At 69.9% G+C, this 13,496-nt stretch carries 13 protein-coding genes; 8 read left to right on the top strand and 5 right to left on the bottom strand.

All coding sequences use genetic code 11. From position 1 onward, the window contains the following. Positions 1–86: 86 nt before the first annotated feature. From IFR14_RS17430 to IFR14_RS17415, 4 genes are read left to right on the top strand one after another with little or no spacing between them, the layout of a single operon-like run. A complete protein-coding gene (locus IFR14_RS17430) occupies positions 87–833 on the top strand; it encodes a TIM barrel protein (protein ID WP_191941762.1) in 747 nt (248 codons plus the stop codon). Continuing rightward, positions 830–1,939 (top strand): Gfo/Idh/MocA family protein, encoded by a 1,110-nt coding sequence (locus IFR14_RS17425; protein ID WP_191941761.1) that lies wholly within the window; start codon positions 830–832, stop codon positions 1,937–1,939. The genes IFR14_RS17430 and IFR14_RS17425 overlap by 4 nt, the downstream gene beginning before the upstream one ends. Continuing rightward, a complete protein-coding gene (locus IFR14_RS17420; RefSeq protein WP_191941760.1) occupies positions 1,936–3,054 on the top strand; it encodes a Gfo/Idh/MocA family protein in 1,119 nt (372 codons plus the stop codon). Before IFR14_RS17425 ends, IFR14_RS17420 begins: the two co-directional genes overlap by 4 nt. Then, positions 3,051–4,085: a sugar phosphate isomerase/epimerase family protein gene (locus IFR14_RS17415; RefSeq protein WP_191941759.1), complete on the top strand. Its 1,035-nt coding sequence runs from the start codon at positions 3,051–3,053 to the stop codon at positions 4,083–4,085. Before IFR14_RS17420 ends, IFR14_RS17415 begins: the two co-directional genes overlap by 4 nt. A gap of 86 nt (positions 4,086–4,171) precedes the next feature. On the opposite strand, the gene IFR14_RS21025 is transcribed toward IFR14_RS17415, so the two are convergent. Continuing rightward, positions 4,172–4,432: a thioredoxin gene (locus tag IFR14_RS21025; RefSeq protein ID WP_159879909.1), complete on the bottom strand. Its 261-nt coding sequence runs from the start codon at positions 4,430–4,432 to the stop codon at positions 4,172–4,174. 109 nt (positions 4,433–4,541) lie between these two features. Between IFR14_RS21025 and IFR14_RS17405 the strand changes: the two genes are divergently transcribed. Beyond that, entirely contained in the window at positions 4,542–5,381 is an 840-nt protein-coding gene (locus IFR14_RS17405) for an NAD-dependent epimerase/dehydratase family protein (protein ID WP_191941758.1), read from the top strand. Between the two features lie 75 nt (positions 5,382–5,456). On the opposite strand, the gene IFR14_RS17400 is transcribed toward IFR14_RS17405, so the two are convergent. The 4 genes from IFR14_RS17400 to IFR14_RS17385 form a co-directional block, all read right to left on the bottom strand. Next, on the bottom strand, positions 5,457–5,948 hold the full coding sequence (locus tag IFR14_RS17400; protein ID WP_191941757.1) for a MarR family winged helix-turn-helix transcriptional regulator: 492 nt from the start codon (positions 5,946–5,948) through the stop codon (positions 5,457–5,459). A gap of 17 nt (positions 5,949–5,965) precedes the next feature. Beyond that, on the bottom strand, positions 5,966–7,723 hold the full coding sequence (locus tag IFR14_RS17395; RefSeq protein ID WP_191941756.1) for an MDR family MFS transporter: 1,758 nt from the start codon (positions 7,721–7,723) through the stop codon (positions 5,966–5,968). A gap of 222 nt (positions 7,724–7,945) precedes the next feature. Continuing rightward, on the bottom strand, positions 7,946–8,626 hold the full coding sequence (locus IFR14_RS17390) for an ABC transporter ATP-binding protein (protein WP_191941755.1): 681 nt from the start codon (positions 8,624–8,626) through the stop codon (positions 7,946–7,948). 89 nt (positions 8,627–8,715) lie between these two features. Beyond that, positions 8,716–10,239, bottom strand: a complete 1,524-nt coding sequence (locus IFR14_RS17385; protein ID WP_191941754.1) for an ABC transporter permease — start codon at positions 10,237–10,239, stop codon at positions 8,716–8,718. A gap of 235 nt (positions 10,240–10,474) precedes the next feature. Here IFR14_RS17385 and IFR14_RS17380 point away from each other — a divergent pair, with 235 nt between their 5' ends. From IFR14_RS17380 to IFR14_RS17370, 3 genes are read left to right on the top strand one after another with little or no spacing between them, the layout of a single operon-like run. Further along, a complete protein-coding gene (locus IFR14_RS17380) occupies positions 10,475–11,233 on the top strand; it encodes a response regulator transcription factor (RefSeq protein WP_124767343.1) in 759 nt (252 codons plus the stop codon). Then, positions 11,230–12,825, top strand: coding sequence for a sensor histidine kinase (locus IFR14_RS17375; protein ID WP_274500401.1), 1,596 nt, complete (start codon positions 11,230–11,232; stop codon positions 12,823–12,825). The genes IFR14_RS17380 and IFR14_RS17375 overlap by 4 nt, the downstream gene beginning before the upstream one ends. Before the next feature lie 27 nt (positions 12,826–12,852). Beyond that, complete coding sequence (locus tag IFR14_RS17370; RefSeq protein ID WP_124767341.1) at positions 12,853–13,473, top strand: phosphoribosylanthranilate isomerase; 621 nt, start codon at positions 12,853–12,855, stop codon at positions 13,471–13,473. The last annotated feature ends 23 nt before the right edge of the window (positions 13,474–13,496 follow it).

Here is a 13,496-nt window from a genome sequence, read left to right as displayed (position 1 = left end):
GACTTTTGTTTGACCACCGACAGAAGTGTGGTTAGCCTGGATCTCGCAGCAGCGGCTGCCTGACACCATCATCATTGAGGAGCATCGTGTCGACTTCCCAACTCTCTGTCCAGCTCTACTCGGTACGGGAGCCGCTCACCGCGGATCGTGCCGCAGCGCTGCAGCGCCTGACCGAGATCGGTTTCCGCCAGGCCGAGCCGTTCGGCTTCGGTCCCGGTGTCAGCCTGCAGGACATCCACGATGCCGGCCTCGTCACGCCGAGCGCGCACGGCAAGGTCATCGCCGACGACATCGACCTGTCGGCGGCCTTCGGCGCGGCGGCCGAGCAGGGCGTGCAGGTCCTCATCGATCCCGCCATCGCCGAAGAGCGCTTCGCCACGGCCGAGACGGTCGCGTCGATCGCCGACGAGCTGAACGCCGCGGCAGCGGTCGCCGCCGGTCACGGGGTCCAGGTGGGCTACCACAACCACTGGTGGGAGCTCGAGGGCGACGTCGCGGGCACCAGCCCGCTCGAGCACCTCGCCGCACTCACCGACCCGGCCGTCGTCTTCGAGGTCGACACCTACTGGGTCGAGGTCGGCGGACGCCGCGCGGTCGACGTCCTCGGTGCGATCGGCGATCGCGTGCGCTTCATCCACGTCAAGGACGGCGACGCCTCCCGCGACACGCTGAAGCAGCTGCCCGCGGGTGCCGGGGTCGTCCCGGTGCTCGACATCCTCGCCGCGGCACCGCAGGCCCTGCGCGTCGTCGAGTTCGACGCGTTCGACGGCGACATCTTCCAGGGGCTCGAGCAGAGCTTCACCTACCTCACCACGAACGGAGTCCAGGCATGAGCAACAGCACCGGACCGGTCGGTGTCGGCCTCATCGGCGCCGGCGTCATCAGCGACCAGTACCTCAGCAACCTGGTCACCTTCCCCGACCTCGACGTCCGGTTCGTCGCGGACCTCGACCTCGAGCGGGCGAAGACGCAGGCCGAGAAGTACGGGGTGCCCGGCCACGGCTCGGTCGCCGAACTCCTGGCCGACCCCGAGATCGAGATCGTCGTCAACCTGACCATCCCGAAGGTCCACGTCGAGGTCGCCATGCAGATCCTCGACGCCGGCAAGCACGTGTGGAGCGAGAAGCCCTTCGCGCTCGACCGTGAAAGCGGGCAGGCTCTGCTGGCCGCCGCGAAGGAGAAGGGGCTCCGCGTCGCCACGGCTCCGGACACCTTCCTCGGCGCCGGCATCCAATCCGCCCGCCGGCTCGTCGAGGCCGGTGGCATCGGCCAGCCCCTCACCGCGCTGACCCTCATGCAGAGCCCCGGCCCGGAGTCGTGGCACCCGAACCCCGACTTCCTGTTCCAGGACGGCGCCGGTCCGCTCTTCGACATCGGCCCGTACTACATCACGGCGCTCGTGCAGCTGTTCGGTCCGATCGCCCGCGTCACCGCGCTGGCTTCGCAGGCCTTCCCGCAGCGGACGATCGGATCCGGCCCGCGCGCCGGTCAGTCGTTCGATGTGACGGTGCCGACGCACGTGAGCGCCCTCTTCGAGTTCGAGAGCGGCCAGCTCGCGCAGAGTGTCTTCAGCTTCGACTCCAAGCTCGGCCGCACGCAGTTCGAGGTCGCAGGCTCGACCGGCACGCTCGTCGTCCCCGACCCGAACACCTTCGAGGGCGACCTGCTCGTCTACGGCGGTGGCGAGGAGCCCGAGTCGATCCCGTCGACCGGTCCGACGCAGGGTCGCGGAACCGGGGTGGTCGAGCTCGCCCAGGCGATCCGCGCTGGTCGTCCCGAGCGCGCCTCCGGTGAGCTCGCCTACCACGTGCTCGACGTCATGGTCTCGACGGCCGAGTCGGGCCTGAGCCGTACCTCGGTCGACGTCGTCAGCACCGTGGAGCTCGCTCCCGCGCTGCCGGAGTCGTGGACGCCGGCGGACGGCACCTTCGGAGCATGACCGTGGCCGGCCCCGGTATCGCGGTGGTGGGCGGTGGCTTCATGGCCACCGTCCACAGCCGGGCGGCCCGCGCTGCGGGTGCCCGGCTGGTCGGTGTCGTCGCCTCGACGCCCGAGCGCTCGCGGGAGGTCGCCGCGAACCTCGGGTTCGAGCGCGGGTACGGCTCGCTCGACGAGCTGCTGGCCGACCCCTCGGTCGACGTGGTGCACGTCTGCACACCGAACGCGCTCCACGCCGAGCAGGCACTCGCGGCCATCGCGGCCGGCAAGCACGTCGTCTGTGAGAAACCCCTCGCGACCGACGCCGCGACCGCCGAGCGTCTCGTCGCCGCCGCCGCCGAGGCCGGTGTCGTCGGCACGGTGCCGTTCGTGTACCGCTTCCACCCGCTCGTCCGGGAGGCCCGGGCGCGTGTCGCCGCCGGTGACCTCGGGACCCTGCTCACGATCAGCGGGTCGTACCTCCAGGACTGGTTGCTCGCGCAGGCCGACGACAACTGGCGGGTCGACTCGGCGGCCGGTGGCCGTTCGCGCGCCTTCGCCGACATCGGTTCGCACCTCGTAGACCTCTTGGAGTTCATCACGGGCGCGCGCATCACCGAGCTGAGTTCGACGGTCCGCACCTTCTTCGCCGAACGCGCGAACACCCCGGAGGTCACGACCGAGGACGCGGCCGCGGTCGTCATCCGGCTCGAGGGCGGCGCCATCGGCACGCTGCTCGTCTCGCAGGTCGCGCCCGGTCGGAAGAACCGGCTGCACCTCGAGATCGCCGGGACGGAACTCAGCATCGGTTTCGACCAGGAAGCGCCGGAGACGCTGTGGCTCGGCCGTCGGTCGGGGACACAGGTGCTGCCTCGCGACGCCGACCAACTGCACCCGGACGCCGCACGCCTGTCCATCGTCCCCTCGGGGCACCCGATGGGCTACCAGGACGCCTTCAACGCGTTTGTGGCCGACAGCTACGCGGCGATGGCCGGACAGTCGCCGGACGGCCTGCCCGTCTTCGCCGACGGACTCCGCACCGCGCGCATCACCGAGGCCGTCCTCGACGCGGCCGAAACCGGTCGCTGGGAAGCGATCGCCACCTCCACCGACGACGAGCAGAGGATCACCGCATGACCGACACCACCGACAAGCAGTACGCCAGCCGCCTCCCGGTGACCCTGTTCACCGGACAGTGGGCGGATCTCCCCTTCGAAGAGGTCGCCCGCCTCGCCGCCTCCTGGGGCTACGACGGCCTCGAGATCGCGGCCTCGGGCGACCACCTCGACCTGAAGCGCGCGGATGAGGACGACGCCTACCTGCAGTCCCGCCTCGACATCCTCGACCGGCACGGCCTCGAGGTCTTCGCGATCTCGAACCACCTCACCGGCCAGGCCGTGTGCGACGACCCGATCGACTTCCGCCACCAGGCGATCGTGCGCGACTACACCTGGGGCGACGGCGAAGCGGAGGGGGTGCGCCAGCGGGCGGCCGAGGACATGAAGCGGTCCGCACGTGTCGCGCGCAAGCTCGGCGTCGACACGGTCGTCGGCTTCACGGGGTCGAAGATCTGGCAGTACTCCGCGATGTTCCCGCCGGTGCCGGCCTCCGTCATCGACGCCGGGTACGAGGACTTCGCGACCCGCTGGAACCCCATCCTCGACGTCTTCGACGCCGAAGGTGTCCGCTTCGCACACGAGGTGCACCCGTCCGAGATCGCGTACGACTACTGGACGAGTGTCCGGACCCTCGAGGCGATCGACCACCGCCCGGCGTTCGGCTTCAACTGGGACCCGTCGCACATGATGTGGCAGGGTGTCGACCCGGTCGGGTTCATCGTCGAGTTCGCGAACCGGATCTACCACGTCGACTGCAAGGACACCCGGATCCGGCCGGCCACCGGTCACGCCGGCATCGTCGGCTCGCACCTGCCCTGGGGCGACCCGCGACGCGGCTGGGACTTCGTGTCGACCGGTCACGGCGACGTGCCGTGGGAGGACGCCTTCCGTGCCCTCTCGAGCATCGGCTACGCCGGGCCGATCTCGATCGAGTGGGAGGACGCCGGCATGGACCGTCTCCACGGAGCCGAGGAGGCCGTCGGATACATCCGGAACCTGCTCTGGAAGCTGCCCGAGCAGTCCTTCGACGCGGCGTTCAGCACCCAGTAGCCCCGGACCCTGAACTGCCTCCTTCGGATCCTGAGCTGCTCTTCGGTCCCTGAGCCGCCTCTTCGGTCCCTGAGCCTGTCGAAGGGCTACAACGCCTTCGCCGCCGCGACGAGCACCTGGTTGAGCGTCGGTGCGCCGGTCGCACGGAACACCTCGGTGCCGTCGTCGGCCGTGATGATGACCGTGGGGGTGGAGCGGATGCCGTCGGCCTCCGCCTCCGCCGCACGGAAGGCGACGTCGCGCTCCTCGACGACGGCACCGGCCACGAGCGCCGGGACCTCGGCCAGGACGGCGCGAGCCTGCATGCAGGGAGCGCAGAACGCGGAGGTGTACAGGGTGAGCTTCACGTCTCGTCCAACGCGACCCGGCGGTCGACCATTCCGCTCCGGTCGCCCGATCCTGGGGGAGTTGTCAATCGTCCACGCGATCGCGGGTTGATGGACCAGGATGGGCGTCATGAGAATCGCAGTGACGGGAGGCTCGGGCAAGCTCGGGCGAACAGTGGTCGGCCATCTTCGGGAGCACGGTCACCTGGTGATCAACCTCGACCAGGCGGGAGAGCGCGGTGACGGCTTCGTCCGCATCGACCTGCGTGACGCTGGTCAGGTGTTCGACGCCCTCACCGGCGTGGACGAGCAGGCGCCGGACGGCTTCGACGCGGTCGTCCACCTGAGCGCCATCCCCGCGCCGGGGCTCTCGACGAACACGGCGACCTTCCAGAACAACATCCTCAGCACCTACAACGTGTTCAACGCCGCTATCAAGGCCGGCATCACGAACATCGTCACGGCGTCGAGCGAGACCGTCCTCGGGCTGCCGTTCGACACCCCGCCGCCCTACATCCCCGTCGACGAGGCCTACGCGGCGCGACCCGAGTCGACGTACTCGCTCTCGAAGCACCTCGAGGAGCAGCTGGCGATCGAACTCACGCGGTGGCACCCCGAGCTCAAGATCATCGCCCTCCGCTTCTCCAACGTGATGGACGAGGCCGACTACGCGGCGTTCCCGTCGTTCGACGCCGACGCCACCATCCGCAAGTGGAACCTCTGGGGCTACATCGACGGCCGTGACGGCGCGCAGGCCGTGCGGCTCGCGCTCGAGCACCAGGCCACCGGGTTCGACCGGTTCATCATCGCAGCGGCCGACACGGTCATGTCGCGCGACAACGTCGAGCTCGTCGCGGAGGTCTTCCCGGACGTGCCCGTCAACGGCGACATCGCCGGCAACGGGACGCTGCTCTCGATCGACCACGCCCGCCAGGTCCTCGGGTACGACCCGAAGCACAGCTGGCGCTGACCCGTTCTCAGGAGTTCCTCGGCGCGTCGCTCGCTCGCGAGCCCGGCGCTCCGGGGGACTCCTGAGAAAGGGACTTCAGAGGGCGCCGTTGAGCTTCGCGAGGAGTTCGGCGAGCCGCCGCACCTCGGCCTCGTCCCAGGACGAGAGCTGCTGGTAGAGCATCGCCTGGTCGCTCGCCTTCGTCGACTCCATCCGGCGTTTGCCCTCGGCGGTCGCGACGACGAGGCTGGCTCGACCATCCTCGGGGTCCGGGGTCCTCGTGACGAGGCCGAGCTCCTCCAGCTGGTGGATGAGGCGGCTCACCGCGCTCTTGTCCGTCGCGAGCATCTCGGCCAGGGCACCGGCGCGGATCGCTCCAGAGCGCGAGACCATGCTGAGCAGCTTGTAGCCGGCCGGCTGGAGTCCGGGGGAGATCCGCTCGGCCCGGTCGCGGATGCCGTTGCGGATGCGGTTGATGAGCAGCGCGAACTGCTCCTCCACGGCACCGATCGCGAGGTCGTGCGCGGTACCGGCCGCTGCGTCGTCGGCAGCGGCCGGCCCGGCCTGGGCGTCGTGATCGATGGACATCGTTCGCATTGTACGGACTAGCGGCCGTGGCGGGGGCTGTGTGCCTCGGCCTCCGAGCCGCTGTCGGCGTCGGCGGTCTCGTCCCGTCCTCGCTCGAGTCGGGTGTCCGCCTCGCCACCGATCATGGCCTCGGCCACGTCCAGCGCACCGGTCGCGAACGACTGGGTCGACGTGGACGCGGTGGCCGTCGTGACGGAACCGGTGGCCGCGCCGACGAGGGCCGGCTCCCCGGCGCCCTGCTCGGCCATGCGCTGCACGGCGTTCTTCGAACCGAGCTTCTTGTTCGGCAGGAAGATCACGGCGATGATCGTCAGGATCGCGAGTGGTGCGGCGACGAGGAAGATGTCGGCGACCGCGTCACCGTAGACGGATTCGATGATGGTCCGCACCGACTCGGGTAGCGTGCTCACCTTCGGGATCGTGCCGCTCGAGAGCGTCTCGGCGATCTTGGCGCCGGGAGCACCGAGGGCGACGATTGCCGCCTGCAGGTCGTCCTGTCGGTCGGAGAGCATGTCGGTGACCTTCGTCGCGAGCACCGAGCCCATGACCGAGACGCCGATCGTGCCGCCGAGGCTGCGGAAGAACGCGACACCCGCGCTCGCCGTGCCCAGCTGCTGCGGCAGGACGTCGTTCTGGACCACGAGCACGAGGTTCTGCATGACCATGCCGACACCGGCGCCGAGGACGAACATGTACACGGAGACGAGCAGGTAGTTCGAGTCGTAGTGGATCGTGCTCATGAGGAACAGGCCGACGGTGAGGAGGATCGAACCCACGATGAGGTACGGCTTCCAGTGGCCGAAGCGGGAGATGAACTGCCCGACCACGATGGAGGCGATCAGGAGGCCGCCGATCATCGGGAGCGTCAGCAGACCCGACTCCGTCGGCGTCGCTCCACGCGCCAGCTGCATGTACTGGCTGAGGAACACCGAGGTGCCGAACATCGCCACACCCACCGAGATGCTCGCGATCACCGCGAGGGTGAAGGTGCGGTTCTTGAACAGCGACATCGGGATGATCGGCTCGTCGACCTTGATCTCGACGATGACCGCTGCGGCGAGCAGGAGGACGGAGATGCCCACCATGACGAGCGTCGTGAAGCTCGCCCACTCGAACTGCGTCCCGGCCAGGGTGACCCAGATGAGCAGCAGCGAGACCCCGCCGGCGATCAGGGCTGCGCCCAGGTAGTCGATCTTGACCTTGCCGACGTTCCGCTTCGGGAGGTGGAGCGTGCGCTGCAGGAGGAAGATCGCGGCGATCGCGAAGGGGACACCGACGAAGAAGTTCCAGCGCCAGCCGAGCGAGTCGGTGAGGAGGCCGCCGAAGAGCGGGCCGCCGACCGTGCCGACCGCCATCACCGCGCCGAAGAGGCCCATGTAGCGGCCACGCTCACGCGGGCTGATGATGTCGGCCATGATGATCTGGCTGAGCGCCGTGAGACCACCGGCGCCGAGGCCCTGCAGGACGCGGAAGCCGATGAGCGTGCCGGTGTCCTGCGAGAAGCCCGCGAGCGCCGAGCCGAGGACGAAGATCCCGAGCGCCAGCTGGATGAGCAGCTTGCGGTTGAAGAGGTCGGCGAACTTGCCCCAGATGGGCGTCGAGACGGTGGTGGCGAGCAACGTGGCCGTGACGACCCAGGTGAACGCCGTCTGGTCGCCGTTCAGGTCGGAGATGATCCGGGGGAGGGAGGTCGAGACGACGGTTCCGGCGAGGATCGACACGAACATGCCGAGGAGGAGGCCGGAGAGGGCCTCGAGCACCTGGCGATGCGTCATGCCGTTGTCCGCGCGAGCGGGCGTGGCTGGTGAAGAAGTGGTGTGTGACATGGGCTCCGCGATCGTGATGACGTCAGCTAGTTGATATGCGTCAACTATATGAGAAGTAGTTGATCAGTGTCAACCAATCACGACGGCGGGGTATTCCCGTGGCCCTTCGACAGGGTGTAGGCGGCTCGGGGAGCGGATGTGGGCCGCTCCCCGAGCCTGCCGAGTGGCCGATCAGCGCCGAATCGTGACGTCCTTGAGCTTCCCGTTCGCGATGTGGAGACGACGCTCGGCGCGCTTGGCGACCGCGGTGTCGTGCGTCACCACGACGACCGTGAGCCCGCGGTCGCGCCACAGACCCTCGAGGAGGTCCATGATCTCGTCGCGGGTCTCCTCGTCGAGGTTGCCGGTCGGTTCGTCGGCGAGCAGCACCTCGGGCTCTTTGACGAGCGCACGGGCGATCGCGACCCGCTGCTGCTGCCCGCCGGACAACTCGGCGGGGAGGTGCGAACCCCGCTCGGAGAGTCCGACGGACGCGAGCGCCGCCCGAGCCCTGGTCTCGCGTTCGGCCCGAGGCGTGCCGATCGGGACCAGGGCCATCTCGACGTTCTCCTGTGCCGTCAGCGTCGGGATGAGGTTGAACCCCTGGAACACGAAGCCGATCTCCGTGGCGCGGATCCTGCCGAGCTTCGTCTCGCTGAGCGTCGAGAGGTCGTCGCCGGCGAGGGAGATGCTGCCGGCGGTCGGTCGGTCCAGCGCGCCGAGCATCTGGAGGAGCGTCGACTTGCCGCCGCCGGTCGGACCTTGGATGGCGACGAGCTGTCCGTCGGGGATGTCGAGGTCGACGCCGTCGAGCGCCGTGACCGAGCGCTTCGCCTGGCGGTACTGCTTGGTGAGGCCGGTGATCGTGTACATGGGGTCCTTCGTTCTGCTGGTCGGAGTGAGAAGTGGGACCGCCGGGTGGTGCAGGAGAGACGACCACCCGGCGGCGTCTGGTGCGTCGCCTAGGCGACGGAGCGGAGCGCCTCGGCCGGACGCAGCCGTGAGGCGCGCCACCCGCCGATGGCACCCGCGAGCAGCCCGCCGATGACGGCGATCCCGACGGCGATGACGATGATCCACGCGGTCACGGGAGCCTGGAGGACGATGTCGGTGGTGGTCGCGGCCGCAGCGCCCGGGGCGCCGCCGAACCCACCGGCCGTTCCCGCCGCCGCGTCCGCCGGCATGCCCGCGGCGCCGCCGGGTCCGCCGAGCCCGCCACCGGCCGAGGTCGTCGCCGCCGCGCTGAGCGTCGGGGCGACGAGGTTCACGACGAGGATGCCGACGAGGCCGACCGCGACACCGACGGCGCCGCCGATGAGTGACTGCACGACGGACTCACCCGCGACCTGGCCGACGATGCGCCGGTCGCTCCAGCCGATCGCCTTGAGCGTGCCGAACTCGCGGGTGCGGCGCGTGACGCCGGAGATCGTGAACAGGATCGCGATGAGGAACGCGGCTGCGAGCACGATGAGCGACAGCCAGGTGCCGAGGTTGGACACGAGCGTCGACGCCGAGGCGAGCGAGCCGGACACGGTGGACGCGAGGTCCTCCTGGGTGCTCACGGTCGCGTCGGGCAGTGCCGTCTCGATGTCCGTCTGCACCTGCGTGATGTCGGTCGACGAGGCGGCCTGCACGTACACGTCGCTGACCTGGTCGTCGAGTCCGGCGAGCGTCTGCGCGACGTCGAGGGGGATGTAGACGTTCGAGGCGGTCGTGGCGTCGGCTCCGGAGGCGGTCACCGTGCCGACCACGCTGAACGTGGTGCCCACGATGTCGATTGTGTCGCCGGTGGCGATCCCCGCCTCCGTCGCGTAGGAGGCGTCGAGGACGGCGACGTCCGTGCCCGCGTCGTCGGCTGCGAGCGAGCGTCCGTCGCTGAGGGTGACGGCCGAGAGCGGACCGACGGCGTCGCCCGAGGGGTCGAGACCGAGGACCGTGAAGGAGTCGACGCCGAAGGAGCTCCCGCCTGCGCCGTCCGGACCACCCCGCGGCGGGGTCGCGCCGGTCGCGTCATCGCCGGGCACGCCTGCCGTCCCATCGGATCCCTGCGCCTGGGAGAAGTCGGGCAGCTCGCCCGTGAAGGTCGTGTTCGTGAGCGACAGGGTGGCTGCGGCGGCTTCGACGTTGGCGACGTCGGTGATCGTGCCGAGCGCCGTCGCGTCGAAGGTCGACGTGCCGCGCGCCGCCTCGAGCCGCGACTGGTTGACGGTCGTCGTGCCGTCGCTCGTCGATCCGTCGCCCGAGCCGAAGTCGAAGTTCTGGCCGGGGCCACCGCCCTCCGTCGGCGCTTCGGCGGCTTGACTGACGGTGATGTCCGTTCCGACCCCGTAGACGGATTCCAGCACCGACGACTGCGCCGTCTTCACGCCGGCTGCGACCGAGTTGACGATGATCACGAGGGCGATGGCGAGCGCCATCCCGATGGCGATGATGATGGTCTGTTTCCGACGACCGACGAGTTCCCGCCGGAGATAGGTTCCGAACATGTCTGAGTTTCCTTCTGCTCTGGTGCACGTGCCGGCGTCCCCGTTGCGGGACGCCGACGATCCGCACGTCGCGGATGACTTGGACCGGACGCTACGGAGGCCCGCTTGGCCTGCGCCTCGGCGACGCTATGAATCGGCCCAGGTCGATGTGGGCGCCTCGCCGGCTCGGGGAGGGCACAGCATCCGTCTGGTCGGTTCATAGACAGCTCATAGGGCGGAGGCGAATACTGAACGCGTGAACATCCCGACCCAGGCGCCCGGTGCCGCGCGAAGCGCACTCAAACGGGCCGACGGCACCGCCGTCCGTGTGCTCGTCGTCGACGACGAGGCGACGCTCACGGACCTCCTGCAGATGGCCCTGCGCTACGAGGGCTGGGAGATCCGGACCGCCGCCGACGGCCGCGAGGCCCTCACGACCGCCCGCGACTTCCGCCCGGACGCCATCGTGCTCGACATCATGCTGCCCGACCTGGACGGCCTGCAGGTGCTGAACCGCCTGCGGACCTCGGGGAGCGACGTCCCCGTCCTGTTCCTCACCGCCAAGGACTCGCTCGACGACCGCATCGCGGGCCTCACCGCCGGCGGCGACGACTACGTGACCAAGCCCTTCAGCCTCGAGGAGGTCGTCGCCCGGCTGCGCGGGCTCATCCGCCGCTCGACCCTGCTGGCCGCCGACGAGTCCGGCCCGGACATCGTGGTCGGCGACCTCGTGCTGAACGAGGACAGCCACGAGGTGACGCGCGACGGCGAGCCCATCGAACTCACCGCGACCGAGTTCGAGTTGCTGCGGTTCCTCATGCGGAACCCGCGCCGGGTGCTGAGCAAGGCCCAGATCCTCGACCGGGTGTGGAGCTACGACTTCGGTGGTCGTGCGAGCGTCGTCGAGATCTACATCTCCTACCTGCGGAAGAAGATCGACGCCGGGCGCGAGCCCATGATCCACACCGTGCGCGGCGCCGGCTACATGTTGAAGATCCCGACGGTCGGTTCGTGACCACGAGCGCCCCCGTCACCGACCCGGCAGCGACGACCACCGACTCCACCCACCCCAAGCGCGCTCCGTGGACGCTCCGTCGACGCCTCATGGTCGTCGTCGTCGGGCTCCTCGCCCTCGGCAGCGCCGTCGTCGGTGTCGCGAGCGCGGTAGCGGTGAGCGGCCTCCTCACCGAGGGCGTCGACAACCAGCTCACGAAGGCCGCCGAGCGGATCGTCGACTACGGTCGCAACGGCCAGCTCCCCGCACCGGAATCCCTGCCGGACTCCGGCATCCCCGACGGCTACGGCGGTGGTTCGGGCACGCGCGAGCCGCCCGCCTTCATCGGCGCTCCGGGCCTCGGGCCCGGCGCACTCGGGGCGATCGTCGTCGACGGCACCATCGTCAGCGCCGGATACCTCAACGCCGACGGCAGCACGGTCCCGTGCACCGAGAGTCAGGACGCCATGATCCTCACGGTGTCGGCCGGTGACCGACCGTCGACCATCAACCTCGGGGAGCATCTCGGCGACTACCGCGTCGTCGCGGTCACCGACGCGAGCGGCGCGACGAGGATCATCGGGCTGCCGCTCGCCGAGGTCGCGTCGACGGTCATGCAGCTCGTCACCCTCATCGCGATCATGAGCGTCGTGGTCCTGCTGCTCGCCGGGCTGGCCGCGTTCGCGATCGTGCGGTACTCGCTCCGCCCGCTCGACCGGGTCGTCGCGACGGCCGCGGTCGTCGCCGAACTGCCCCTCGACCGCGGTGAGGTGGCGCTCGCCGTCCGGGTACCGGAGTCGGACACCGACCCGCGCACCGAGGTCGGACGCGTCGGATCGGCGATCAACCGCATGCTCGGGCACGTCTCGTCCGCGCTGAACGCCCGGCAGGCGAGCGAGAACAAGGTGCGCCGGTTCGTCTCGGACGCGAGCCACGAGCTCCGGACCCCGCTGGCGTCCATCGCCGGATACTCGGAACTCGCCGCCCGGAAGTCGGACGCGCTGCCGGAGGACGTCACCCACTCCCTCGGCCGGATCCGCTCCGAGGCCGGTCGCATGACCACGATCGTCGAGGACCTGCTGCTGCTGGCGCGGTTGGACGAGGGACGCGAACTCGCCAAGCGCCCCGTCGACCTCACCGAACTCGTCATCCACACCGTCGGCGACGCCCATGTCGCCGGGCCGGACCACGTGTTCGAACTGGACTTCCCCGAGGAGCCCGTCCTCGTCACGGGTGATGCGTCCCGACTGCAACAGGTGATCGTCAACCTACTCGCCAACGCGCGGACCCACACGCCCGCCGGGACGACCGTGCGGACGGGGCTGGCGGTCGAGAGCGGTCCTGCGGGCGAGATCGCCGTGCTGACCGTGTCGGACGACGGCCCCGGCATCGACCCTGCGCTGCAGCCCAACCTCTTCGAGCGCTTCGTCCGCGGTGACGACTCCCGCTCCCGGGCCACCGGGAGCACCGGCCTCGGGCTCGCGATCGTGCACGCCGTCGTGGCCGCGCACCACGGCACGGTCAGGTGCGAGAGCACACCAGGACGGACGGTGTTCCGCGTGGAGCTACCGGCCGTCGCCACCCCGGACGTCCTCGTCCCGACGGCGGAGTGATCCGTGCGGCCGGGTAGCGTGGTCCCCATGTGGGTCAAGGTGTGCGGTCTGTCCGAGGCGTCCGACGTCGCTGCGGCGGTGGACGCCGGAGTCGACGCGATCGGATTCGTCTTCGCGCCGGGGTCGCCCCGGACCATCGAGCCCGAACGCGTCGCCTCGCTGCTCGCCGACGTCCCCGAGTCGGTGCTGACGGTCGGCGTCTTCCGGCGCCAGTCGGTCGAGGAGGTCTCGCGGATCGCCGGTGCTGCCGGGGTGCAGGCTGTCCAGCTCCACGGTGACGAACCACCCGAGGCGTTCCAGGAGCTGCAGGCGATGGGATGGCGGACGCTCCGGGCGACCTCGGCGGTGCACTACGCCTCCGAGAACGCCGCCGAGCGCGCCGCCTACGCCGAGGAGCTGTTGCTCCTCGATGCACCTGACCCGGGAGCCGGGAAGACCTTCGACACGATCGCTCTGGTGGCGAACCCACCCACCCGCACGTGGATCCTCGCCGGCGGTCTCACGCCGGAGAACGTCCAGGGCCTCATCGCGGAACTCCGGCCCTGGGGGGTCGACGTGTCCAGCGGGGTCGAGTCCTCGCGCGGGGTGAAGTCGCCGGAGCTCATCCGTTCGTTCGTGCACGCCGCCCGCACCGCCCGGGCCGTCTGAGCGTCTGCGGGACACCCGCTGGT

The sequence above is a fragment of the Plantibacter sp. CFBP 8775 genome, assembly GCF_014839505.1.
GTDB classification, from domain to species: domain Bacteria; phylum Actinomycetota; class Actinomycetes; order Actinomycetales; family Microbacteriaceae; genus Plantibacter; species Plantibacter auratus.
This window is presented reverse-complemented; position numbering and strand designations above follow the sequence as displayed.